Source organism: Thalassospira sp. ER-Se-21-Dark (genome assembly GCF_017922435.1).
Taxonomy (GTDB): Bacteria; Pseudomonadota; Alphaproteobacteria; order Rhodospirillales; family Thalassospiraceae; genus Thalassospira.
On the sequence record NZ_VDEZ01000001.1, the window covers coordinates 168,554 to 193,096 of the forward strand.

General features: G+C 55.2%; 20 protein-coding genes. 7 read left to right on the forward strand and 13 right to left on the reverse strand.

Translation table 11 applies throughout. From position 1 onward, the window contains the following. Positions 1 to 202: 202 nt before the first annotated feature. Positions 203 to 1,282 carry a response regulator gene (locus FHI25_RS00810; RefSeq protein ID WP_210514138.1) on the forward strand — a complete coding sequence of 360 codons (1,080 nt, stop codon included), beginning with the start codon at positions 203 to 205 and terminating at the stop codon, positions 1,280 to 1,282. Here the strand turns inward: FHI25_RS00810 and asnB are convergent. Beyond that, positions 1,250 to 3,109, reverse strand: coding sequence for an asparagine synthase (glutamine-hydrolyzing) (gene asnB / locus FHI25_RS00815; protein WP_210514140.1), 1,860 nt, complete (start codon positions 3,107 to 3,109; stop codon positions 1,250 to 1,252). The genes FHI25_RS00810 and asnB overlap by 33 nt on opposite strands. 11 nt (positions 3,110 to 3,120) lie before the next feature. Continuing rightward, entirely contained in the window at positions 3,121 to 3,393 is a 273-nt protein-coding gene (locus FHI25_RS00820) for a ribbon-helix-helix domain-containing protein (RefSeq protein WP_210514142.1), read from the reverse strand. A 338-nt stretch (positions 3,394 to 3,731) separates the two neighbouring features. Here FHI25_RS00820 and FHI25_RS00825 point away from each other — a divergent pair, with 338 nt between their 5' ends. Further along, positions 3,732 to 4,517 (forward strand): phosphodiesterase, encoded by a 786-nt coding sequence (locus tag FHI25_RS00825; protein WP_210514144.1) that lies wholly within the window; start codon positions 3,732 to 3,734, stop codon positions 4,515 to 4,517. Here the strand turns inward: FHI25_RS00825 and queG are convergent, their stop codons facing one another. The 7 genes from queG to FHI25_RS00860 form a co-directional block, all read right to left on the reverse strand. Further along, positions 4,518 to 5,672, reverse strand: a complete 1,155-nt coding sequence (gene queG / locus FHI25_RS00830) for a tRNA epoxyqueuosine(34) reductase QueG (RefSeq protein WP_210514146.1) — start codon at positions 5,670 to 5,672, stop codon at positions 4,518 to 4,520. Positions 5,673 to 5,792: 120 nt separating this feature from the next. Then, positions 5,793 to 6,260, reverse strand: coding sequence for a preQ(1) synthase (gene queF, locus FHI25_RS00835; protein ID WP_008889637.1), 468 nt, complete (start codon positions 6,258 to 6,260; stop codon positions 5,793 to 5,795). Between the two features lie 3 nt (positions 6,261 to 6,263). Beyond that, complete coding sequence (gene tgt, locus FHI25_RS00840; protein ID WP_210514148.1) at positions 6,264 to 7,406, reverse strand: tRNA guanosine(34) transglycosylase Tgt; 1,143 nt, start codon at positions 7,404 to 7,406, stop codon at positions 6,264 to 6,266. A gap of 6 nt (positions 7,407 to 7,412) precedes the next feature. Further along, the gene (gene queA / locus FHI25_RS00845; RefSeq protein WP_210514150.1) at positions 7,413 to 8,465 is read right to left on the reverse strand and encodes a tRNA preQ1(34) S-adenosylmethionine ribosyltransferase-isomerase QueA; all 1,053 of its coding nucleotides are present in this window, start codon (positions 8,463 to 8,465) and stop codon (positions 7,413 to 7,415) included. Between the two features lie 124 nt (positions 8,466 to 8,589). Continuing rightward, positions 8,590 to 9,135 (reverse strand): VUT family protein, encoded by a 546-nt coding sequence (locus FHI25_RS00850; protein ID WP_210514152.1) that lies wholly within the window; start codon positions 9,133 to 9,135, stop codon positions 8,590 to 8,592. A gap of 231 nt (positions 9,136 to 9,366) precedes the next feature. Beyond that, complete coding sequence (locus FHI25_RS00855) at positions 9,367 to 10,893, reverse strand: inorganic phosphate transporter (protein ID WP_040822812.1); 1,527 nt, start codon at positions 10,891 to 10,893, stop codon at positions 9,367 to 9,369. 170 nt (positions 10,894 to 11,063) lie between these two features. Beyond that, complete coding sequence (locus FHI25_RS00860; RefSeq protein WP_210514154.1) at positions 11,064 to 14,642, reverse strand: AsmA family protein; 3,579 nt, start codon at positions 14,640 to 14,642, stop codon at positions 11,064 to 11,066. Positions 14,643 to 15,109: 467 nt separating this feature from the next. On the opposite strand from FHI25_RS00860, the gene FHI25_RS00865 reads away from it, so the two are divergent. Next, the gene (locus FHI25_RS00865) at positions 15,110 to 15,946 is read left to right on the forward strand and encodes a DUF2189 domain-containing protein (RefSeq protein ID WP_064779571.1); all 837 of its coding nucleotides are present in this window, start codon (positions 15,110 to 15,112) and stop codon (positions 15,944 to 15,946) included. A gap of 272 nt (positions 15,947 to 16,218) precedes the next feature. Continuing rightward, positions 16,219 to 17,307, forward strand: coding sequence for a lipid A deacylase LpxR family protein (locus FHI25_RS00870; protein ID WP_210514156.1), 1,089 nt, complete (start codon positions 16,219 to 16,221; stop codon positions 17,305 to 17,307). Between the two features lie 66 nt (positions 17,308 to 17,373). Here FHI25_RS00870 and FHI25_RS00875 read toward each other — a convergent pair whose 3' ends face one another. Beyond that, entirely contained in the window at positions 17,374 to 18,777 is a 1,404-nt protein-coding gene (locus tag FHI25_RS00875) for an FAD-linked oxidase C-terminal domain-containing protein (RefSeq protein WP_008889628.1), read from the reverse strand. 276 nt (positions 18,778 to 19,053) lie between these two features. Next, positions 19,054 to 19,761, reverse strand: a complete 708-nt coding sequence (locus FHI25_RS00880) for a TIGR00266 family protein (RefSeq protein WP_210514158.1) — start codon at positions 19,759 to 19,761, stop codon at positions 19,054 to 19,056. Positions 19,762 to 20,010: 249 nt separating this feature from the next. On the opposite strand from FHI25_RS00880, the gene FHI25_RS00885 reads away from it, so the two are divergent. From FHI25_RS00885 to FHI25_RS00895, 3 genes are all read left to right on the forward strand, one after another. Next, positions 20,011 to 21,045 (forward strand): sensor domain-containing diguanylate cyclase, encoded by a 1,035-nt coding sequence (locus tag FHI25_RS00885; protein ID WP_349237942.1) that lies wholly within the window; start codon positions 20,011 to 20,013, stop codon positions 21,043 to 21,045. A 157-nt stretch (positions 21,046 to 21,202) separates the two neighbouring features. After that, positions 21,203 to 21,679, forward strand: coding sequence for a GNAT family N-acetyltransferase (locus FHI25_RS00890; RefSeq protein WP_064779575.1), 477 nt, complete (start codon positions 21,203 to 21,205; stop codon positions 21,677 to 21,679). A 232-nt stretch (positions 21,680 to 21,911) separates the two neighbouring features. Beyond that, the gene (locus tag FHI25_RS00895) at positions 21,912 to 22,169 is read left to right on the forward strand and encodes a YjhX family toxin (RefSeq protein WP_063088860.1); all 258 of its coding nucleotides are present in this window, start codon (positions 21,912 to 21,914) and stop codon (positions 22,167 to 22,169) included. 33 nt (positions 22,170 to 22,202) lie between these two features. Here FHI25_RS00895 and FHI25_RS00900 read toward each other — a convergent pair whose 3' ends face one another. Both FHI25_RS00900 and FHI25_RS00905 read right to left on the reverse strand, forming a co-directional pair. Next, positions 22,203 to 22,556, reverse strand: a complete 354-nt coding sequence (locus tag FHI25_RS00900) for a VOC family protein (RefSeq protein ID WP_210514163.1) — start codon at positions 22,554 to 22,556, stop codon at positions 22,203 to 22,205. Between the two features lie 48 nt (positions 22,557 to 22,604). After that, entirely contained in the window at positions 22,605 to 24,281 is a 1,677-nt protein-coding gene (locus FHI25_RS00905) for an FMN-binding glutamate synthase family protein (RefSeq protein ID WP_210514168.1), read from the reverse strand. Positions 24,282 to 24,543: the final 262 nt, after the last annotated feature.

Consider the following 24,543-nt stretch of genomic DNA (forward strand, 5'->3'; position numbering starts at 1 on the left):
ATTTACATTATACGAAACACATGTTTCGCATCTCTGTTTCAGCCGTGGGACCGGGACATTCGGTGTGACGCCTAAAAAACATGGACTTATTAGAAAAAACTGTAAAAATAACTGAACTCACAAATGAAACCCCTGCGTTTCATACGGGAAATTAAAATGTGCCCTTTGGTGGAAACCGAGGCACCGAATCGGTCGATGTCCAATGGAAACGAAGATCATCGAGGCCCTTAATCAGGCACAGACAGGCATTGCGCTGTTTGATGCAGACGAACGGATTGTCTTTGCCAATCCGGCGTGGGAACAATTGATCTCCGGGATTGCCGAGGAAGACCTGATCTTCAATGAGACCGAACTTGCCGATGGCGGCATGCTTTCGGTGTGCTTCGTCAAGCCGCAAGTCCCTCAGTCCGAGCGGATTGAAGCGACCAGTTCCGCCAATGATGCCAAAATCGGCACCGTCATCATTGCCGATGACAGCGAAAGCAACCGCATGGTGGCGCGCCGCATTCTGCAGGCCGAGGGATATGGCATTGTCGAGGCCAGCAATGGCCAGACGGTGCTGAACATGCTCAAGCGCGGGGTGAATGCCGACCTGATCCTGATGGATGTCGAAATGCCCGATATGGACGGGCTGCACACCACCCGCCGCATCCGCCATATGAGTGGGCCGGTTTCGCGCACGCCGATCATTGCATTATCCGCCCATCAGTCACGTGACTGGAATGTCATTGCCCGCCAATCCGGTGTTGATGATTTCATCAACAAACCCATCCAGCGGCAAAAACTGATCAAAACCATGCAGGAACTGATCACCCGGCGCAGCGGCACCACAGGCGATCCGAACGCAGCCCAAAAACGCAGCAAGGGTGCGCGGATCGGTCGTCCGTATCGCCCGGAATCCCTGACCAGTCCGGTTCTCGATGTGCGTATTCTTGAACAGCTTTACACCGATGCCGGGGACGAAGGTGCGGGATGCGGTATCGAGATTTTCATCAATGAAACGGAATCCCGTCTGGTCAAGATCGACAAGGCCCTGTCAGAAGATGACATGACCACGGTCCGCAACGAAGTTCATGCGCTTAAAAGCACATCCGGGACCTTTGGACTGCGCCAGCTTTCCGAACTTTGCGAAACCACCCAATCCGTATTCGAAGACAATGATCCGGATGAAGACCGCCTGTTGTCACTCTCGCGCCAAGTGGTACAACTGGCCCCGACGGCCCTGACCGCGCTCAATCTGTATCGCAGATCACGCAGTATCAGCAGCGCTCCCCATATCTGATCCATCCAGTTCAAGCCAGATTTGCCAGACCATCAGCGCCCAGACACTAAGCGTCATATCCAGATCCTTGCCCGAAACGGCGCGCTTCCAATATGCCGTCTTGCGATCAAACGTAATGGCGACATCAGCGAAGATCGCCTCAAGAATTCGGTTCGCATCCCCCCACAGATATCGGGCGACACCCAAAAGCCACGTTGCGACAGGCGGATTAAAGCCGATCTTGTGGTGTTGAACATGCCCCGCTGGCAGGTAGGGGATTACGGCCTGACGCCACAGGGATTTTGGACCGTATTTAAGGTGTTGCTTCGCGGTAACTGCCCCCGCGATGCGCACAACATCATGCCCCAAAAGCGGCAACCGATATTCAAGCCCATGGGCCATCCCGCAACGATCCGACATCAAAAGCTGATTACCTGGAAGCGTCACATCGCGATCAAAATGCATCATCGCGTCTGTCAGGCTGCCGCGCAAATCAGGACACTGCGCAATTCTGGCATCGCATTCGGGTATCACACACCGGTTGTTCCAAACGGCAAAGGCATGATTGCGCGCCCCTGAACCGCCCGCAAGAAAGCGATGGATTTCCCGTCGAGTGCCAGCGTCATACAGCTTTGCTGTCAGTCGCCGCAAAGGTCTTGGCACGTGACGCCAATATGTCTCGTAAAACTGTGCGGCCCGATATCGCGGATAGCCGCCAAACAACTCATCCCCGCCATCGCCTGACAGACATACTTTGACATTCCCGCTCACCGCTTTTGCAAGGCAGCGCATCAGGACAATCGACGGATTGGCAAAGGGCCCGCCGACACTTTTCAAGGCCGCCACAAGCTCCTGATAGATGTCCTCTGGCTGCGTCGGGGCTGCAACGACATGCAGCTCTTGCCCGAGATGCCGACAGAGTTTTTGCGCAGCTTCCGTTTCATCAAGGGCCGGATCATCAAACCCCATCACGAATGCCTTGGGAAAATTCTGTCCACGTTCGCGCGCAATATCGCACGCCAATGCCGCGACACCCGCACTATCCAGTCCACCCGAAACCAGACATCCCACTTCGCAATCCGCATCCATCGCATCAGCAACCGATTGACGAACAGCAGACAATAGGTCGCCCGCCGTCGGTATCTGCGAAGCCTTGTCGGCCCGATATACCGGGTGCGCGATGTGGTCTGTAGAAACCTCGCCCGCGTGCCAGCGCATGAGCGTACCGGGTGGACGAAGTTTTACGGCCTCTTTCCCGGTGTCGGGTGCGGGCACAAACAGATGGGCAAGATATGTCGATTTGACTCTCTCATCCCGCACCAGCGGAGAAATTGCAGAAAACGCCGATATCTCTGACGCAAAGGCAATGTGACCGCCTGGACGGCTCAAAACATAAAGCGGTTTGATGCCCAGCGGATCACGCGCCAGCCACAGACAGGATTGCGCCACATCCCACAAGGCAAGCGCATATTGCCCCGACAAGGTTTGGAGTACCTTTGCAGGATCACTTCCCTGCCGGATTGCGTTGGACATCAATTGCAAAACAAGTTCCGCATCATTCCGGGTTTGGAATGTCAGGCCGTCGCGGGTTGCCGCCTGTATCTTGCGCTGATGTCCCGCGATATAACCGTTGAAAACCAGAACAAATCGCCCGTCCGTGCTGATAAGCGGTTGGTTGGCCTGCCCCGTCAGATCGGTGGTGGCAAGGCGTACGCAGCCAAGGGCTATCTTTCCATTTGGATCAGACCAGACACCCGAGCCGTCCGGCCCCCGATGGGCAAGTCGTTGAAGCATCGTATCGACGGCACTGTGATCGTCTGGTTGGGTTGCGCCCGCGATGCCACACATGGATGTCCTGCTTAATTCTGGTCGCTGAGGCTTTCAGGATCGGACGGTTCAGCTCCGCCCGCGCCACCGGCCAATCGACTTTGCAGGTCGCGCAGGACAAACAGCCGCAGTGCACTCGACAAATTGCCTTCGCGGTCGGTATCAATTTCGACAACCAGTTCAGCCAGCGTCATGGCGCGACGTTGAGCAATGCCGACCAATTCTTCCCAGAATGCATCTTCAAGCGAGAAACTGGTCCGGTGCCCGGCAATTGTCACTGATCTTTTACGAACGGCATCTTCCATCGGTGTTAAGGGTCCAAACTCATTCACATAATAGACCCGGTCGCCCGGATTTGTGCGGATATGCGAAGCAAAATCGCAGGAAGATCTAGATCTTTCAAGATTTTGCGACAAAATAACCCGTGCAAATCCGGGCGATCCGAAGGACAATTGATATGAGAGAAAGCCCCTGCGTCAAACCCCTTGACCGGGGATCACCCCGCTCCACAGGCTTTTCCTAGTTTTTTCTCTCATATCAATTGCCGGATCAGTTATGTGAATGAGTTTGGCCCCTTAGTCTTTAATTCCGGCGCAAAAACGACCATGATTTCAAAAGCTTTCCGCCATGATAGGGCATCGACATGAAATTCATACATCTTTCCGACCTTCACATTCTGGCGCGAAATGACGTGTCGCGTCTGCCCGATGCGGCCGCGACGCTCCGCAAGGTCATTGAAGAGGTAAACACCTATCATGCGGATGCGGAAATCTGCATCATCACCGGCGACATCACCCACCGCGGCACACCGGAACAGTATGAAAATGCTGTCGATATTTTATCTGATCTTGCCATTCCCTATCTGATTATTCCGGGCAATCACGACATCCGCGAAGCATTTTGTGATGCCTTTCCGACAACCGAAACCGACACCCACGGCTTTGTCAATTTCGGGCAAACCTTCAACGGTGTGCGTTTTGTCATGATGGACAGCATCGTTCCCGGCCACCATCACGGCACGCTGTGCGCACAACGCCTTGACTGGTTGCGCGATGAATTGACCGCGCATCGGGATACGCCAACCTTCCTGTTCATGCATCATCCGCCAATGGCAATGGGCCTACCGTTTATGGATACCATCCGCTTGGATGCCGAAGACGCACTTGGTGAAATCGTATCAAGCAACCCGCAGATCAAACATCTGTTCTTTGGCCATCTGCATCGCCCGGCGACAGGTACCTGGCTGGGCGTGCCGTTCGTTTTGGGCAACAGCACCCAGTCCGGCGAACCACTTGATTTCCGCCATGAGAAAGAAGAAGAGCTTCAGGACCCCAATCCGCTTGGACCGGGTTACGGGATTGCCTTTGCCGATGCCAAGGGCGGGCTTCGGTATCACTTCAATTTCGTGAAGTTCGATATGCAATTGTGATCAGGCGGCGTGACTGGCCTGATCCCATTCCACCAGAACAACCGGGTCACTTTCGATTTTGGCGTGAATGTCCTTGAGGCTGGCAAATTCAGCAGCACTCATCAGTTGCGACAGGGCCCAGACCGCACTGGCACGGATCAGCGCACTTTCATCTGACAGCAGATTTTCAATGCGCGGGATCAGGCGCGGTGCCTTGCTATTGCCTGCCGCAATCAGAACATTGCGCAGGAACTTCGCCCTACCAATCCGCTTGATCGGCGATCCGGTAAAGAACGCGCGAAATCCGGCGTCATCCAGATCAAGGAAATCGGCCAATCGTGGCGCCGTCAGTTCGACGCGCGGGATAAAGGCTAGTTCTTCTGTCCGGCTGGCAAACTTGTTCCAAGGGCACACGGCCAGACAATCATCACAGCCATAAATGCGATTGCCCATCGGTTTACGGAATTCCGGCGGGATCGGCCCGTCATGCTCGATCGTCAGATACGAAATGCATCTGCGCGCATCAAGCTTATAGGGGGCCGGAAAGGCATCCGTCGGACAGGCCGACAGGCATTTGGTGCACGACCCGCAATGATCGATTTCCGGTTCCGCTTCCGGGAAATCATGGGTCGTAAAAATCTCGCCCAGAAACAACCAACTGCCAAATTCGCGCGACACAAGGTTGGTGTGCTTTCCCTGCCAGCCAATTCCCGATGCCTGCCCCAACGGCTTTTCCAGAACCGGCGCGGTATCGACGAAAACCTTGACCTGTTCCGCCCCGCCCGACTGTTCAACAACCCAGCGCGCCAATTGCTTCAGGCGCTTTTTGATCAGGTCGTGATAATCCTTGTTCTTGGCATAGACCGAAATCATCGCCCGGTCGGGATGATCCAACAGTGCCATCGGATTTTCCGCCGGCCCATAATTACTGCCAAGCACAATCACTGATTTGACATCAGGCCACAGCATTTCCGGATCGCGCCGACGCGGCAAACGTTCAGGATCATTCATCCACGCCATAGAACCGTATTCACCACCCGCGACAAATTCATCAAGACGTTGCTGATTACGCGCATCAATTTTCGGACGCGCCACTCCACAGACATCAAAGCCGATTTCACGGGCTTTGGCCTGAAGCATTTCAAACGTGATATTTTGGCGCGTATTGGTGGTCATGGCATCAGTGCATTCATTCGGCCTGTTTATTCTTCGGCGCGTTATATCGCCTTACGATCATAACGCAAAAGGCCGCAACATGATGCTGCGGCCTTTTTAACAAACTCATAAACGCAGGTTCTAGCCGCGCCCGCGATAAGGGGCTACGCCCTGTTCGGGGATCCAGACACCTTCGGGGGCCGGGCCGGTCTGATAGAACACGTCAATCGGAATGCCGCCGCGCGGATACCAATATCCACCGATACGCAGCCATTTCGGATCAAGGGTTTCGACAATCCGCTTCCCGACCTTGATCGTGCAATCTTCGTGGAACGAACCGTGATTGCGGAATGAGGTCAGGAAAAGCTTCAGCGACTTGCTTTCGACCAGCCAGTCACCGGGCACATAATCGATCACCAGATGGGCAAAATCCGGCTGGCCGGTGATCGGGCAGAGGGATGTGAATTCCGGTGCGACAAATCGCACGCAGTAATCGGTTCCGGCCTGCGGGTTTTGTACGCGTTCCAGAACCGCTTCGTCTGGCGATGCCGGCTGCTTGGTGTCGCCGCCCAGCATGGTCAGGTTGTCGTAGATGGTTTGATCAGCCATGGCTTAGTCCTCGATAATCGGCACGGGATCAATGTCCCCGCCTTCCTGTCCGGCATGGAAATCGCGTGCGAAGGCGTCCATGCCGCCTTCGGCAATCGCTTCGCGCATGCCACGCATCAAGTCCTGATAATAGGCAAGGTTGTGCCAGGTCAGCAGAACCGCGCCCAAAATTTCGCCCGCCTTGATCAGGTGATGCAAATAGGCGCGCGAATATTTCGTGCAGGCCGGGCAACCACATTGATCATCCAGCGGACGATCATCATCGCGATGACGGCCGTTTTTAAGGTTCAGCGTCCCGCGATGGGTAAAGGCCTGTGCATTGCGCCCGGATCGCGTCGGCAGCACGCAATCAAACTGGTCAATCCCGCGCATCACCGCACCGACAAGATCGGACGGCTTGCCAACGCCCATCAAATAGCGCGGCTTGTTGGCAGGCAGCATATCAACGCAGAAATCAAGCGTATCAAACATGATCTGCTGGCCTTCGCCAACTGCAAGGCCCCCAACCGAGTGGCCCGGCAGATCAAGCTCAGCCAGCTTTTCGGAGCTTTCACGCCGCAGGTTTTCAAAAACGCTGCCCTGCTGAATGCCATAAAGCGCATAGCCTTCGCGGTTAACAAACGCATCCTTCGACCGCTTTGCCCAGCGCATCGACATCTGCATGCTTTCGCGTGCCTGCTGTTCGGTTGCCGGGAACGGTGTGCATTCATCAAACGCCATGGTGATGGTCGAGCCCAGCAGATGCTGGATTTCCATCGAACGTTCGGGTGTCAGGTTGAACTTGCGGCCATCGATATGGCTTTTAAACGTGACACCTTCTTCGGTGATCTTGCGCAGTTTTGCCAGCGACATGACCTGATACCCGCCACTGTCGGTCAGGATCGGCTTGTCCCAGTTCATGAATTTGTGGAGGCCACCCAGACGTGCAATGCGTTCTGCACCGGGACGCAGCATCAAATGGTACGTATTGCCCAAAAGGATTTGCGCACCCGTGTCGGCAACGTTTTCCGGCAACATGCCCTTAACCGTGGCGGCCGTTCCCACCGGCATGAAAGTCGGCGTATCAATTACGCCGTGAGCGGTGTGAATGCGCCCCAGACGGGCCTTGCCATCCTGAGCAAGCAATTCATAACGAAATTCGGTCATCGGTTCTTATGTCCGTGCATCAATTTTGTTGGCGCATTCAAGCAGGCTGCAATCGCCATAGGAATAAAAACGGTATTCGTTTTCGATGGCGTGGTTATAGGCCGCCTTCATCCGTTCAAACCCGGCAAAGGCCGACACCAGCATAAACAGGGTCGAACGCGGCAGGTGGAAGTTGGTCAGCAACATATCCACTGCGCGGAATTTATAGCCCGGCGTGATAAAGATGTCGGTCTCGGCCTCGAACGGGTCAACCACCCCGTCTTCGCGCGCCGCACTTTCGAGCAGACGCAGCGACGTGGTCCCCACCGCAACCACACGCCCGCCATTGGCGCGGGTTTCGTTGATCAGATCGGCGATTTCCTTGCTGATCGATCCCCATTCGGCATGCATTTTATGATCGTCGGTATCATCCACCTTGACCGGCAGAAACGTGCCCGCCCCGACATGAAGGGTGATCGTGCGGCGATTGATCCCGCGTGCATCAAGATTGGCCAGAAGTTCCGGGGTAAAATGCAGCCCTGCCGTCGGAGCCGCCACCGCGCCATCCTTTTGGGCAAAGATGGTCTGATAATCGGATTTGTCCTGATCATCGCCACCGGCATCACGCCGGATATAGGGCGGCAGCGGCATGACGCCGTATTTTTCAAGAGCCGCAATGAGGTCTGCACCGGATTTGTTAAAGCGCAGGGTCACTTCGCCGCCGTCCTTCTTGGCAAGAACTTCGGCTTCGAATTCATCATTGACCTTGAAGGTTTCCCCGATGCGCAGCTTCTTGGCCGGTTTGGCAAATGCCACCCAGGTGCCAAGGCCTTCCTGTTTATGCAGGGTGACCTCAACCTTGGCATCCCCACGTTTGCCAAACAGGCGGGCCGGGATCACGCGCGTATCATTTGAAATCAGCAGATCACCGGAACGCAAAATATCGGGCAATTCGCGCACGATGCGGTCCTGCATTCCTTCGCCTGACAAATCAAGCATACGGGCAGCATCACGCGGGTTGGCCGGATGTTCGGCAATGCGTTCGCGCGGCAATTCAAAATCGAACAGATCGACTTTCATGGATCAGGGAAATTCCGCTCAATTAAAAAAACAAATGAAGGGGCGTGTTATGCGCCCCTTCAGAAGAAATCACAAGGCCACGGAAGGCATATCTGATCCGCCCCGGCCATGCATCAGGCCGGTCTTAGCCCCGGACTGGTTGCGCATCGGCGCGCGGGGTAACCACGGTCATCAGAAGGCGGAACGGTGCCAGACACGTCAGCGCCATGATCATCTTGGCTGCGAAATCACCCATCGCCCACGTATCCCACGGAAGACCGGTACCGGCAAACGCAATCGAGAAGAACAGAGCGGTATCAACCGCCGAGCCAATGCCAGACGACACCAGCGGTGCTTTCCACCAGCTTGCACGGCGCAGTTTGTCAAACACGGTCACATCAAGCATCTGGGCAATCAGGAAAGCCGAACCCGATGCGATGGCAATACGCGTATCCGCAACGATCAGGGACAGAACAACCGCCAAAGCAAACCCGGCCAGCACAACAACCCGTGCTGCAGCCGCACCACGTGCGCGGTTGGTCAGGTCGGTAACAAGGAAAGCGACCGGATAAGTAAAGGCACCATAGGTCAGCCAGTCCGCCAGAACGCCGGGCAGCGGGTATTCGACCAGAATGTTCGATGCGACAACGGTCACCGCCATGGCGAGGACACCGAAAATGATCGCTTTCATCTGTTAGCCCTTCTCATCAAATGAACCCACGCATAACAAATCTCGCGGCCCACCATATTGGGCGACGATCACGAACGGATTCTGTGTAACTTTGGTGCGGCTGTTTACGCGCAGACCAAGGCCCGGTCAAGGAAAAACGGCGATCAGGAAAACCTGATCGCCGCTGCAGATCGCTGCAAGTCGCCCCGGGGAAAATGGGGCGCCGCGCCGCGAAACCATATTCGTTTTAAGTTACAGCATGATGCCGCGAATGGTGAAGAACAGAAGCGCGCCGAGGAAAGCACCGGCCGGAACCGTCACCACCCAGGCGGTTGCAATCGTCACCGCATAACGACGACGCACCAGAAGACGCTTGCGCATTTTCTTCTCGGCCTTTTCGGCCTCACTCGGGTCAATCTGACGAAGTGCTTCGATATGTTCGTCGCCCTGTTCGTTCTCGGGACGATCCACCAACATCGGCGATGCGACCTTGCGACGGCGATGCGACAGGCTTTCACGCAGGAAACCAACCCCGAACACAGCACCAACCGCAATGTGGGTCGAGCTTACCGGAAGACCCAGTGCAGATGCGACAATCACCGTAAGGGCCGCCGACAATGCCACGGTATAGGCACGGATCGGATCAAGCTTGGTGATTTTTGAGCCAACCGTCTTGATCAGTTTCGGACCAAACAGGATCAGACCGGCAGAAATACCAAGCGCGCCGATGACCATCACCCAGATCGGGATCGGGGCCGAGGTCACGATCTGACCACTATCGACACCGGAAACAATCGCGGCCAGCGGACCAATCGCGTTGGCAACATCGTTAGAGCCGTGGGCGAAGGACAGCAAGGCTGCCGACACGACAAGCGGAATGCGAAACAGCGATGCGATTTCCTTGCGACGGCCTGTCATGCTGGCCGAGGCACGGAAGACGGCCTTGCGAACCGGGATCACGGTCAGGAAGAACGCGGCAACACCAATGGCGATCACAACCGGTGTTTCGGCCTTCCAGATTTTCTTCACACCCTTCATCATCAGATACATCGTGAAGGCCGAGACCATAACGCCGACCAAGATCGGAACCCATTTACGCGCAGCGGTCACGCGGTCTTCGGTGTAAAGAATGCGGAATTTGATAAAGGCCAGGAACCCGGCAGCAATCAAACCACCCAGAACCGGCGAAATCACCCAACTTGCGGCGATTGTGCCCATGGTCGGCCAGTTCACCGCCCCAATGCCAACGGCGGCCATACCAGCCCCCATGACACCACCAACAATCGAATGCGTGGTTGAGACAGGTGCGCCAAACCAGGTGGCCAGGTTCAGCCAAAGGGCTGCTGCCAGAAGGGCTGCCATCATCGCCCAGACAAAGGTTTGGGCATCGGGCATTTGGGTGGGATCGATAATGCCGTTCTTGATCGTGCCGACAACATCGCCACCGGCAATGATCGCACCAGCGGCCTCGAATATCGCCGCAATCAAAAGCGCGCCGACCATGGTCAGCGCCTTGGAACCCACCGCCGGACCAACATTGTTGGCAACGTCGTTGGCCCCGATATTCAGCGCCATATAACCACCGATAACGGCGGCGGCGATCAGGAAGCCACTTTGCGGCAGTCCGCCCATGTGAAAGGCGACAAACGCACTACAGGCAAGCAGGAAGACAAGCGCCAGACCAAGCTTCGCACTGATCGATGCTGTTTCACCCAGCCCCGCATCCATGCGTTTTTGCCACTTGAGATCCTTATCCAGAGCAGTTTTCTTTACCGACATAATCAACCGTTACCATCAAAGGGAATCGACGGGCGGATCATGTCGAAGCCGGACCTCTTTGTTAAGGTTTTTTTGCTGTTTTATGACGACCTTCGGATAAGTCTTTGAGGATAAAGAAAAACGGCCCCACAAAACGGGGCCGTTTTCCAACATTTTCAAGGGATTTGATATCAGCGACCGAACTGGTTCAAAAGCCCCTTAAGCAAGCCTTTGGCCGCATCCTCGGCGGAGCCGCCACCAGAGCCACCCGTTCCCGATGAATCGTTGCTTGATCCGCTGCCACCCAGTGCCTTGTCGATCAGGTTGTCGAGAACCCGAACGGCAACCTTGTCCATGCGTCCAGTGATGACCGGATCATCGATCTTGCCTTTGGCATAGACGCTGAACGGCGGCAATTCTTCGATCTTTTCAGAGAAATCGAAATCAGCCTGCGTATCCATCACCCAACGCGGCAAATCAAGGGTCGCATCCGCATCCGCAGTGCCGACCCGCGACAGTGCTTCGACACGGGTGGTTTTGGCAATCCCGTTGGTGATGGTCATGTCGGCTTCAAGCGATTGCATAAGATCGTTGTTACCAACCCCTTCAACCACCATGGCCTGTGGCCCCTGACGCAGAAGTGCCTCGATATTCAGGCGCGGATCCGGCGACCGTTTGTCGGCATTGCTGAACCGTACATTGTTCAGAACCAGATTGGCTGTACCATTCAGGGCCGACACCAGACGGCGGGATGTATTGCCCTGCGCATTGGCATCAAATGTCAGTCCCAGTCCGCCAATGATGGTGTCACTTGCCACCCGGATCGGCACAAGGCTTTCGATCCGTGCACTGTCCAAACGACCGGCAAGGGCCAGTTTGGGCACATCGGTATTACGTGCATCAAAGGTGCCGTTAATCGCAAGGTCACCCTGCCCCAGAAGCCCGGTAAAGCTCGGAATGCTGAGAAGCCCGTTAACCAACGTTGCCTTCAGGTCCGGATTGATCAGGCTATAGGTATCGAAATCAAGCTGATCCAGGGCAACCGCAATATCAGCATCAATCGAGCGAAGGGCCGAAACATCAATTACCGTGTCATCCCACGGCGTACCGTCGCGGACATCAACGCGGGTCACCATCGTGGTTTTCGGCAGATTAAATGCCGCCTTGCGCGGGCCACTGCCCATACCGGGCATCAGGCTTGCGCGCTTGTCTGCTGGCAGGAACGGATCCACCACAAGCTTGCCACCCGATAGTGCGACAGAAAGCTTGGGCTGTGCCTGTGAACCATCAAAGCGCACGGTACCCGCCGTTTCAAATGCGCCGAGGATAAGCTTCAGACCATCGACGGCGACATTCTTTGCATCGCCCTTCACAGTACCCGAAACTGCCAGTCGGCCAAGATTGCCCGATGGCGTGTAGGTGGGTGCCAAAAGCTCCAGCGCACGGTTCAGGCTGGATGCCTGAACAGCAAGCTTGCCATCAATGCCGGGATTACTGCCGAGCATTTCCGAGACAACGCCATCAAGAGCAACCTGCAAAAGCGGGTTGGACACATCAAGCGCAACGCTCGGCCCGGTGACCGGGCCATTCAGGTCCAGATTTGCCTGAACACTCTTGTAACTGCTTGCCGGTGCCGGAAGGGTAATACCTGTCAGCTTCGCCAGCGGCTCCAGCGTTTTGGCCGTGATACGCACGGACAAATTATCAAACGCCGGCACATCGGCCGAACCGTTGAATGCGCCCTTTGCACTGGCGGCAAGGCCTGCTGCATCGGCAACCGCAAAATTGCTCAGGGTAATATTCGGACCATTGAGGCTGCCATCAATTGAAATGCCGCGTACCGCCACGCCAGAGGAAATGATTTCATCAGCGGCCAGTCGGTAATTGGCGGCCATGCCTTCAAGGGGTGCCAGCGCATCCTTGATGATCTTGACCATGTCCTGCTTGGCAGCAGACGTGTTGCCCGCATCCGATGAAGATGATGCAGTACCGGTCGATGCATTGCCGCCCGCCTCAGAAGTCGTAGACACTGAAACGTCTGCATCCGGCGCAGCTGCGATATACTGATCCAGATTGATCCGGTCGAGCTTGAGACCAATGCCCAAGGCAGGCAGGTCCGATCCACCGAGATTGGCAACAACGGCCCCGCGAATGGCGGTATCATCGACGCGAAGATCAAGATCGGAAATATTGAGTTGTTCGGATGTACCCTTGATCCCGCCGGTCAAGGAGAACCGGCGCAGTCGGTCGGCACGAATCCCGTCGACATCGACACCCAACCAACGCATGACGGCACGAATGTTTTCGGATGCCACTTCATAGCTAAGTGCGGCACTCAAGTCCGGCGTATCACCGGAAATGCTGCCAAAGACAGATACATCTGTCCCGCCGGGAAGACCGGCAGAGACTTCGTTCAGCGTGATCTTGCTATTGGCGATTGCCGCATTGATCCGGGCATTATGGATCGGCGTCTGGTTGTAGATCAGGGTTTCAACTTCGAAATCGATCGATGCCTTCAGATCCGCCGGGATCGCCGGTGCATTGGCAGCACCGTTTTTCTTGACCGAGCTTTGCGACGGGATCGATTGTGCGCTACCTGCAGCGTCACTTGATGCTTCCTGCGTGCTGTTGGCATCACCGGACGCAGACGATGCGCTCGTATTGCCCATATCGGCCAGAACAAGGATGCTATCAAGATCAAGCTGGTTGAAGCGAAGCGCAACATCAGCATTGAGGCTCGGTTCCTGATCAATGGCAATCGCGCCAGACCCGCGGGTTTCACCAAACCGGATCGACAGATCATTGAGCGTCACCGATTTGGCATTGGCCGTGATGTGCCCGCCAAGATCAAGCGGCTTGGCCGCGATATCGGGAATGTCGGCATCGTCGCCTGCAATCCGAAGGGCGGCTTCGCGCAGGTCATCGAAATTGCCATCAATCTCGCCGTCGAAACCGGGGTTATCCGTTGAAAGATCGACACGTCCGGCAACGGTGACACCGCCGTCGACCTCATCAATGCCCAGTTTCAGGCTGACCGGGAACGGTGCAGTCTGGCTGATCTGCCCGACATTCATCGCAAATGTCAGCGGAATACCGCGATAGAAAACATACCCTTCACCCTCCATCGGGCCATTCAGGGTCTCTGCCGATATACCAAGGGTAAGCCCCTCGATCCGTTCTTCGGAGCCCGGCGCGCGATAGATGATGGTCGCGTTTTCAATTTCCAGACGGTCGACCTGAATGGTGCTGGCGAAATCACTGTCGGTGCTCTCAGTGGCATCAGCCGTACCCTCGGCACTCTCGGTTGGTACCGGGGTGCTTTCAGTACCCGTACCCGGCGTGCTGATTGTTCCCGCGTCCGGGCCTGAACGTGCGGCCTGCGCTGGATCAAATACCAGATTGTTCGAACCATCTTCAAAGGTCTCAATCGCGATCACCGGATTGATCAGGCTGACTTCGGTCACCTGCACGTTGCCGGTCAAAAGCGGCATCAGCGCAACGGAAACCCGGACCTCGTCAATCGACACCATATCGGCATCCTGTGCGCCTGGCACATTGCCAAGGCTGACATCCGTTGCCGACAGGGATGGAGACGGGATCAGCGACATCGACAAATCGCCCGCAAGATCAAGCTCGCGTCCGGTCGCCTCGCGAACAGCCTGGCTGACCTCGGCCTTATAGCCATTCCAGTCGATCAATGACGGAATGATCAGCAACGCGGCAACAAGAACCACGAGAAGTGCACCAATTGCGACAAGGATTTTTTTCAATAGTCAGGCTCCGCTAGATCGCATGGTCGCCCCGCCCAAAAAAGGCCGCGACCCACAAAGGTTTGATTTCTTGTTCGAAAGCATAAGGCTCGTGATGGCTCTCGCAACAGAAAATGGCCAAAGATTATAGCTAATTTCAGGCAAGCTTGATCCATCCGTAACGCCGGGATCGTTCGATGTGTTCCATCGACACCATCTTCATGTGTGTCAAAGCGGGGCTTTGATCAAGCATCCGGCAGATATTGCGTTGTTTTGAAACATTAAAAATAGAACCGGAATACCCGGAAAGAAAACCTTTAACGCCATTTGCGAATTTACCAAACGGCGAAATACGTAGTTTAAAATCAATTGGATGGTGGAAATCGGCCTCCGAAATGATACATTTTATAAAACAGAAAAAGAATTCAATCCTGACTTTCATTCCACCCGGATGATCGTTGTACGCAATCGCGACAGGGAAGATTAAAATGACCGATACAATAATCGAAACGCCGGAAAAAGCGGTCGACGCCGGTCAACGCGGAATCGTTGTACGTACCATCACCACCGACCAATCAGGCGCCTGGCTGCAAGCGGGCTGGCGCGATTTCAAACGCACCCCTGCCATCGGCCTGACCTATGGAGCGTTTTGCACCATTGCCGGCTGGCTGATCGTGCTCAGCATTTTCCGTTCTGGTGAACCTTATCTGACCTTGCCACTTGCGGCTGGCTTCATGCTGTTGGCACCGGTGCTTGCGGTTGGACTTTATGAAACCAGTCGCCGTCTTGAGATGGGCGAAAACGTTACCCTGTGGCACAGCCTGAATGGTTTTCGTCGCAATCCCGGCCAGATCGGCGCCATCGGTGTTTTGCTGATGCTGTTCTTTTTGGCGTGGACGCGCATTGCGATGTTACTTTTTGCCCTGTTTTACAACGGCACCATGCCATCGCTTGATGTGCTGGTCTGGCAAACCTTCTTCTCGCGCGATGCGATTACTTTCCTGATTACTGGCGGTTTGCTCGGTGGTGTGTTGGCGGTGATTGCCTTTGCGGTATCGGTGGTATCGATCCCGCTTCTGGTTGATCGTGATGTCGATGTGATTACCGCTGTCATCATCAGCGTTTCGGCGTTTCGCAAAAACTGGAAGGTTTTGATTGGCTGGGGGGCCGTGATTGCCATCCTGTCTGCTTGCGGGATGGTCGTATTCCTGTTCGGGCTTGCCATCACCATGCCGCTTCTGGGCTTTTCAAGCTGGCATGCGTATCGCGGGATCATCGATGAAAGTCAGGCTGATGTCGCCCGCCTGCGCCGTCAGGTTCCGTAAGCATCTCTCTGATAGCTGATCTGTAAACGCCGCCCCTGAAACGGGCGGCGTTTTTTGTTACGTAAATAATTTGCCTAGCACCGATGCATGCACGGGAACAAATATCGCGACCAGCAGTTTAAGCTTTGTGGCGATTGACCTGCGTATAAGACGACGAGATATCGATCACGCACCCGCAAACTTCACTGGCGTCGTCGCCATAAATTGTCCAAGATCAGTCGGCAACAGATCAGCATCTGGCAACCATCTGCATTTACGAGTTATTTTTGATCATGCATCAAGCCCGTGCGCCCCGCCATGTTATCGCCGTTTCCGCATCTCTGTTCGCGCTGCTTGCGAGCACCCAAGGGGCTTTTGCGCAAACCAATACGGCCGATGGCCCGCAATCGACCCGGACCCCGGATGACAAATGGGGTGTGTCGCTGTCGGTTGAAAACGATCTGTTCACGCCGACAAACAGTGACCAGCATTACACCAACGGTGTGCGGCTTGCCTTTATCTCGCCCGAAGACGACGCCCCGGCGAGCTTTCTGAACGTTGCCAAGAAAGTCCCGTTCTTCGCATCCGAGGGGCGCATTCGCACCAGCTATTCGCTGGGCCAGACCATGTACACGCCCGACGACATCACGATTGCGGAAAATCAGCCCAATGACCGCCCATGGGCCGGGATGCTGTATGGCACGGCCGGGCTTTTGTCGGATACCGGTCTGCAGAAAAATGGGACGGATAGTAATTATTCGCGCATTGATACGCTGGAACTAACCCTTGGCGTGGTTGGTCCGGCTTCCCTTGCCGATGAAACGCAGTCGTTTGTGCATAAGCAAATCAATAGCCCCCACCCCGAAGGCTGGGACAATCAGATCAAGAACGAACCGATCATTGGCCTGACCTATGAGCGGAAATATCGTGGCTGGTTCGAAGCCGATCTGTTGGGTGTCGAATTTGATGCCACCCCACACGGGGCCGTGACGCTGGGTAACGCCTTTACCAATGCGGAACTGGGCACAATGTTCCGGATGGGCTTTGACCTGCCGGCCGATTATGGCCCGCCGCGCATTCGCCCCAGCCTGCCGGGATCGGATTTCTTTGTCCCCGACACCGATGGCTTCCCGCTAAGCGGTTATGTCTTTGCCGGTTTTGCCGGGCGCTATGTCGCGCGTGACATCACCCTTGATGGCAATACCTTTGCCGATAGCGCGTCGGTCGATAAGGAACCATGGGTTGGCGATTTGCAGATCGGTCTTGCCGTGATCATCGGCCAGGCGCGTCTGACCTACACCCATGTTTATCGGACCCCGGAATTCACCGCCCAAAGCGGGGCGGACCAGTTCGGGTCGCTTTCGCTTTCCTTCCGGTTCTGATCCGAAAACAAAAACGGGGCCAAATGGCCCCGTTTTCAATGTGATATCCCTATTGGTCTGATGATATCAAAGACCCGGGATCAGCTTGCCCGGATTCATCAGACCTTTGGGATCAAGCGCGTTTTTGATCGCCCGCATGACGGCAATGGTGTCTTCGCCATGCTCGGTCACCATGAAATCAAGCTTGCCATAACCAATGCCATGTTCGCCAGTACAGGTGCCGCCAAGTTTAAGCGCCCGTTCGACCATGCGTTTGTGCAGGCGATTGGCTTCTTCCATCTGGGCCGGATCTTCGGGATCCAGCAGGATCAGGGTGTGGAAGTTGCCATCACCCACATGACCGATAATCGTGCAGGTCAGCGGGCTGGCATCGCAATCAGCACGGGTTTCGGAAATCGCCTCGGCCAATTTGGAAATCGGCACACAGACATCGGTCGGCATGCCGGCCTTGCCCGGTTCAAGCTGAAGCGACGCGTAATAGGCCTTGTGGCGCGCGGCCCAAAGTTTGTTGCGGTCTTCCTGGCGGGTGGCCCACTGGAATTCCTCGGCACCAAATTCCTCGGCAACTGATTGCACGAATTCAGCCTGTTCCTTCACCCCGGCTTCGGTGCCATGGAATTCAAAGAACAGGGTCGGTGCTTCCTTGTGGTCGAGCTTGGAATAGTTATTCACTGCACGGACCTGCAACGGATCAAGAAACTCGATACGTGCGACCGGAATGCCGGCCTGGATGGTCAGGATGACGGTGTTAACCGCATCTTCCACCGTCGGGAAGGCGCAGACAGCAGCCGACATCGCCTCTGGGATACCATAAAGCTTCAGGCCGATTTCGGTGATGACACCCAGCGTCCCTTCGGAACCGACAAACAGACGGGTCAGGTCATAACCCGCCGATGATTTACGCGCGCGGTTGGCCGTCTTGATGATTTTGCCATCCGGGGTCACGACGGTCAGGCTAAGGACGTTTTCACGCATGGTGCCATATCGCACGGCGTTGGTGCCCGATGCACGGGTCGCGGTCATGCCCCCGATAGAGGCATTGGCACCCGGATCGATCGGGAAGAACAAACCGGTATCACGCAGATGATCATTAAGCTGTTCACGGGTCACACCGGCCTGAACGCGACAATCAAGATCCTCGTTATTGACCTCAAGGATGTTGTTCATCTGCGAAACGTCAATACAGATACCCCCACGCAGGGCGGCAACATGCCCTTCAAGCGACGATCCGGTCCCAAACGGCACAATAGGCACTTCATGGGCGGCACAGAGCTTGACCACCTCGGCTACTTCCTCGGTCGAGTGGGCAAAGACCACCGCATCGGGTGGCGATGCCTCATGCCAGCTTTCGTCCTTGCCGTGTTGTTCAAGCACGGATGCAGCCGTTGAAAGCCGATCACCAAGCATTTCGCGCAAGGCATTGATCAGACTTTCCGGGGTTTCGATACGTTCATACTGACGAACTGACATGATTTTACTCTTTCGGCCTGTGTGGTCCTGATGGCGGCTATCGCTTCCCGGTGCGCCTCAAATCTTTGGGGAAGACAGCACCGGACAGAAATTTGGCAAACACCCTACGCCGAGATGCCCGAAATTGGTATTACCTTTTGCCCAAACCTTGCAAAAAATTCTCACGGTCGCGATCTGAAAAGAATGTGGAGATATCGCGCAAGCCCAAGTTCTGGCGATATCTCCACCCGTTTTTGACACCATGAAACGGTATCAGATTATGCAAGGCCCGGCGCCCTAGCCCTTGTTGCGATCCTGCGGCAGCGCGGCAGCAATCCGGTCCGCCAGACGTGCGAAGGGCAGACTTTGCAGCCAGACCGTCCCCGGTCCTTCCAAGGTCGTGACGAACAGGCCTTCGCCGCCAAACAGCGCGTTGGTGAACCCGCCGACAAACTTGATCGAATAATCAACCGATGGCGTCATCGCGACCAACGCACCGGTATCCACCCGAAGCGTCTGGCCGGGTTTAAGGTCCTTGCGAATAATCGTGCCGCCCGCATGCATGAAGGCCAGGCCATCGCCGCTCAACCGTTGAAGGATAAAGCCCTCCCCGCCAAAAAGACCTGCGCCGAGCTTTTTGGAAAAGGCGATATCAATATCAATGCCAGACGCAGCACACAGAAACGCATCCTTCTGACAGATGATCTCGCCACCATGTTCACCCAGATCAAGCGGCACCACCTTGCCCGGATAAGGGGCGGCAAAGGCAACATGCCCCTTGCCCGCTCCTTCATGGACAAAGCTTGTGATAAAGAACCCCTCACCCGTCAGCATCCGCTTGAAGCCAGAAAACAGCCCGCCACCGGTACCGGTCTGCATGGCGATGCCGTCGCTCATATACATCATGGCCCCGGCTTCTGCCCGGACCCCTTCGCCCGGATCGAGTTCGATTTCAACCAGCTGCATCTCTTCGCCATGGATCGTATAATCGATCACGTCTGCCATCTGGGCGTCTCCTGTTTTTCTGAATTAACCTTGCTTTACGGCCAAGTTTGGAACCTCGCGGTTTCAATCGCAAGAAAAAGGGGCGAAAACACGACAGACACACCCAAAACCACTGAAGGCCATTAATTTTGCAGAACTATACGTGAGACTGAAACACCATCGTCAAGATGTTGAAGCGAAAGCATTTTGTTAAGAGGTTTCGTATAGTCCTAATAATACCATGCTATAATGTATATTAAGGCGATCAGGGTGACTGATCGGTCTCGGACAAAGGCACTTGCGATGGTCTTGCTTAGGAAATTCGACTGGATCACTCAGGACGAGGTCATGAAGGCGTCGCTTGATAAGTGGCAGCGTGTCGTCGATCTGATGACGCAGCTTCTTGGTGCCACGGCCGGATATGTTGTCGAATATAATGACAAGATCGGTTTTCGCGCCGCCCTGACAAGCAAGAACCCGGAAAATCCGTTTCCCGAAGTTTCGGGAAAACCGCAATCGCTTGACGCCAATTTGTATTGCCGTCGGGTGGTCGCCACAAAGTCAGCCTTTTACGAACCCGACGCCAGCAACAAACCCGAATGGGCGGACAATCCCGAAGTCGTCGAAGAAGGCTATATTTCCTATTTCGGGGTGCCGCTTTTGTGGCCAAACGGCTTGGTTTTCGGGATACTTTGCGTGTTTGACACCAAGGCCACACAGTATGAAAACCCGTTGCAGGAATTGATGGAGGTCTTTCGCGACCTGATCGAAGCCGATTTGCGCCTGTATGAGCAATACGAAATCATGCGCAATCTTTCGATGACCGATCCGCTCACCGGCATGAACAACCGTGCCGGGTTTGAGATGCTCGCCCATCAGAAAATCCGCATCGCCAAACGCTATCACCACAATATCGGGATCATCTTTATCGATCTTGATGACATGAAACACTGGAACGATGATTACGGCCACGCCGCCGGGGACGCCGCCCTTCGCGCAGTTGGCAAGGCCATCACGGACAGTATTCGCGAGGTTGATATTTGCGGGCGCATCGGTGGGGATGAATTCGCCGTTCTGGGCTATGTGCGCAATCGCGGCGATCTGACGACCATTGTCACCCGGGTGCGCAACGCCCTTGATCACGTCAAACTTACCGTGCCGACCGCGAAATCCCCGATCCGCGAAACACCGAAAATCAGTTCTGGTGCGTCGGTCTTCTTCGAGCCGCTTGATAAAAGCCTTGAAAACATGATGGCGATTGCCGATCTCGAGATGTATCGCGATAAAAAAAGCCGCCGCAAATAATCACCCACCAACGCTTGGCCCAGCGACTGTCTATGCATATCCGAACTGTCCCGCCCACCCTTGAGGGCAGTATGTCATTAACCTCCCGGTATTGTTTTTGAGTAAAACTGATCTCAAAGGGTCAGACCCGAAAGAACAATGACTTAGAGCGCACGACATGCAAATACGCAAAGGCACCGCAGACGATCTGCCTGAAATACGTGCGATTTCCGAACGCACGATAGAGCTCGGCTGTCTGGTCGAAGACCTTGATGAGACAACCAGCATCCATGCCCGCAGTGTGATTGAAATGGCGGTTGATGCCTTTTCCGCCAGTGTGCAGTCTGACAATCACTCGGTCTATGTCGCCGCCCGCGACGATAATCTTCTGGGCTATGTCGTTGCCATCCATGATGCCCCTGAAATCCGCTGGATCGTTGTTGATCCATCAGCACAAGGCACTGGCGCGGGCAAGGCATTGATGATTGCCGCCCTTGATGCCCTGGCCGAACGCGGAGTGCGCAGCAATGTGCGCCTGACCGTCCCGGCGGCCAATGAACGCGCCAAGGCGTTTTACCGCAAGTTCGGCTTTATGGTCACCGGCCCGATCAATGACCAGAAAGTGCCGATGATTGAAATGCAGCGCGCCGCTTGACAAATGCGCGCAATCGGACAATTTTCGTCCGAACCTTAATCGGAGATTTTATGTCAGAGTCCCGGCACAGCCGCTGATCGCGGTTTGACAGCCTAGCGTCTTTCCTGCTTCCAGACCGCTGATCAGCAGATCGGACCGCCTGCCCGACCTTAAACCGGGTGCGCGTGACTGGTACTGTTGTGCCCGTCCCGATCGAAAACCGTTTTCCCAACTGGTTTTCGGACTCTGACCGATGAATATTTCAAAGAATGAACAGCGCGTGCTGCATGCACTCGCACAAGGCGGCCTGATCAAAGTGATCAAGGACGACAAAAACCATGTTCTTGAGGCAGATTGCATCACCCGCGACGGCTGGTTTCTGACCGCCTGTACGCTTGATGTCTTCAAAAAGCTGCGCAAACGCCGACTGATCCGTTCACAAGGCGGCGGACCTTACCGCATTACCCGTGAAGGATTGCTCGCAGTGCGCGCAGAACTATGTCAACGCTAATAGCAAAGCCCGGCCCCAAAAGCCGGGCTTTGATCATTTATGCTCAAGAATATTGACCAGCTTGCCAAACGGGTCGCGGACATAAAACCGCCTGACACCCCATGGTTCTTCTGCCGGGCCATATTCGATTGTGATCCCGGCCTCCTTCATTTTACCAAGGACGCTATCAAGGTTATCAACCTCGATCGACATGTCGGGAACCGACGTACCCGATCCACCTTCGGTGGCGAAATTGACCTGCGTGGTCATGGTTTGGTCTGCTGCGGCAAAAGTTCTGATCCAGCCATGATCCATCACGGTATCAAGACCCAAGATGCCCTCGTAGAAGGCAACCGCCTTGGCGATATCATCCACAGCAAAGTTTGAGACAATCCGTTTAACAACCATTGGTGCTATCTGGTCCTCTCCATTTGGGGGGTGTGGTTCGCAAGCATGCTACTGCGCGGCTTTTTCCCCTGCAATCGCCTTTGCCCGTTTATAGGGGCCGAACGGGATTTCCTTGGGATCGAAGGTTTCAGCGGATGCACGTTCCCAACGGGAATGCCATTCGTGGAGTTCCGGAAGTTCGGTATCTTGCAGCAGGAAGCCTTCGGGCAGGTAGGGATAGGCTTCGTTGCCATCAACAAACTCGTTGTCTTTCTGGCGCACCATGAAGTGATAGGGCATGAAGTTGCGCGGATCGGTCAAACCGGCAGCCCCGGTGATTTCAGCCAGGGCATGCATGGTGTTTTTATGGAAGCGTGCGACACGTTCGCTTTTGTCACCCGGATCAAGGGCGCGTTGGCGGATTTTATCCTGTGTCGCGATCCCGACCGGGCAGCAGTTGGTATGGCAGCTTTGGGCCTGAATACAGCCGAGCGCAAACATGAAACCACGCGCGGCATTACACCAGTCCGCCCCCAACGCCAGCGTTCGAGCAATATCAAAGGCCGAGACGATCTTGCCGGCCGCGCCAATTTTGATCTGATCGCGGACACCAGCCCCACGCAACGCATTATGGACAAAGGTCAGGCCTTCTTGCATAGGCATGCCAACCCGGTTGGCAAATTCGACCGGGGCCGCACCTGTGCCGCCTTCCTTGCCATCCACGACGATGAAGTCGGGCGTGATGCCGGTTTTAAGCATCGCCTTGATGATCGACATGAATTCGCGGCGGTGCCCGATGCAAAGTTTGAACCCGACCGGCTTGCCGCCCGAAAGATCGCGCAGACGGCCAATGAATTCCATAAGCCCAATCGGGGTTGAGAAAACACTGTGTCCGGCGGGCGACACGCAATCCTGCCCCATCAGGATACCGCGGGCCTCGGCAATTTCGGCGGTAATTTTGGCCGATGGCAACATGCCGCCATGGCCGGGTTTTGCGCCCTGACTGAGCTTTACCTCGATCATTTTGACCTGCGGGTCGGCGGCGGTTATGGCAAATTTTTCCTCGGAAAAACTGCCATCTTCGTTGCGCGCCCCGAAATAGCCCGAGGCGACCTGATAGATCAGATCACCACCGCCTTCGCGGTGATAACGTGAAATGCTGCCTTCGCCGGTATCATGGGCAAATCCGCCCTTCTTGGCCCCCTTGTTGAGCGCCAAGATCGCGTTGCCCGACAGCGCACCGAAGCTCATGGCAGAGATATTATACAGGCTGCAATCATAGGGCTGCTTGCAATGCGGTCCGCCAACACGCACCCGAAAATCGGTATCGGTGATGTGCTTGGGCGCGACGGAATGGGTAATCCACGAATAGCCGGATTTATAGACTTCCTCGATCGTGCCGAACGGGCGTTTGTCTTCGACACCCTTGGCGCGCTGATAAACAAGACCGCGTGCCTGACGGCTGAACGGGATTTCGTCCTGATCGCTTTCAAGCAGATATTGGCGGATTTCCGGACGGAAGCTTTCGAGGATGAAGCGGATATGCGCACTGATCGGATAGTTGCGCAGGATGGAATGCTTGTTCTGATACAGGTCGTGAATGCCAACCAGCACCAGCAACCCGAAAATGACCGCAGGCACCCAGAACCAGACATCAACGGCCGTCGCCAAGATCACAGAGGCCAAAGCCAAAACCACAACACCCGTCATCACGAAGTAGCGCTGGTTCAAAATGAAGAATTTCACGGTGCTCTCATCCTGTCCTGTTCAGGCCGATCTGATCCACGAAAAGCCGCCTTGTGCGGGGAGGCATCTGACTCTTCGTATCCGAGATAGCAGCAACATCCATGATCATCGTTGATTTGATCACGGGCCTCAATGGCAATGTCGTTGATTTTTAATGAATCCCCATTTGATCTGAATGTGGGAACGTTTGAAACAACATCAAGAAAAAGCCGCCTTGCAACAGGGAAGCAAGGCGGCTTCGGGGACCGGAAACAAACAGGTG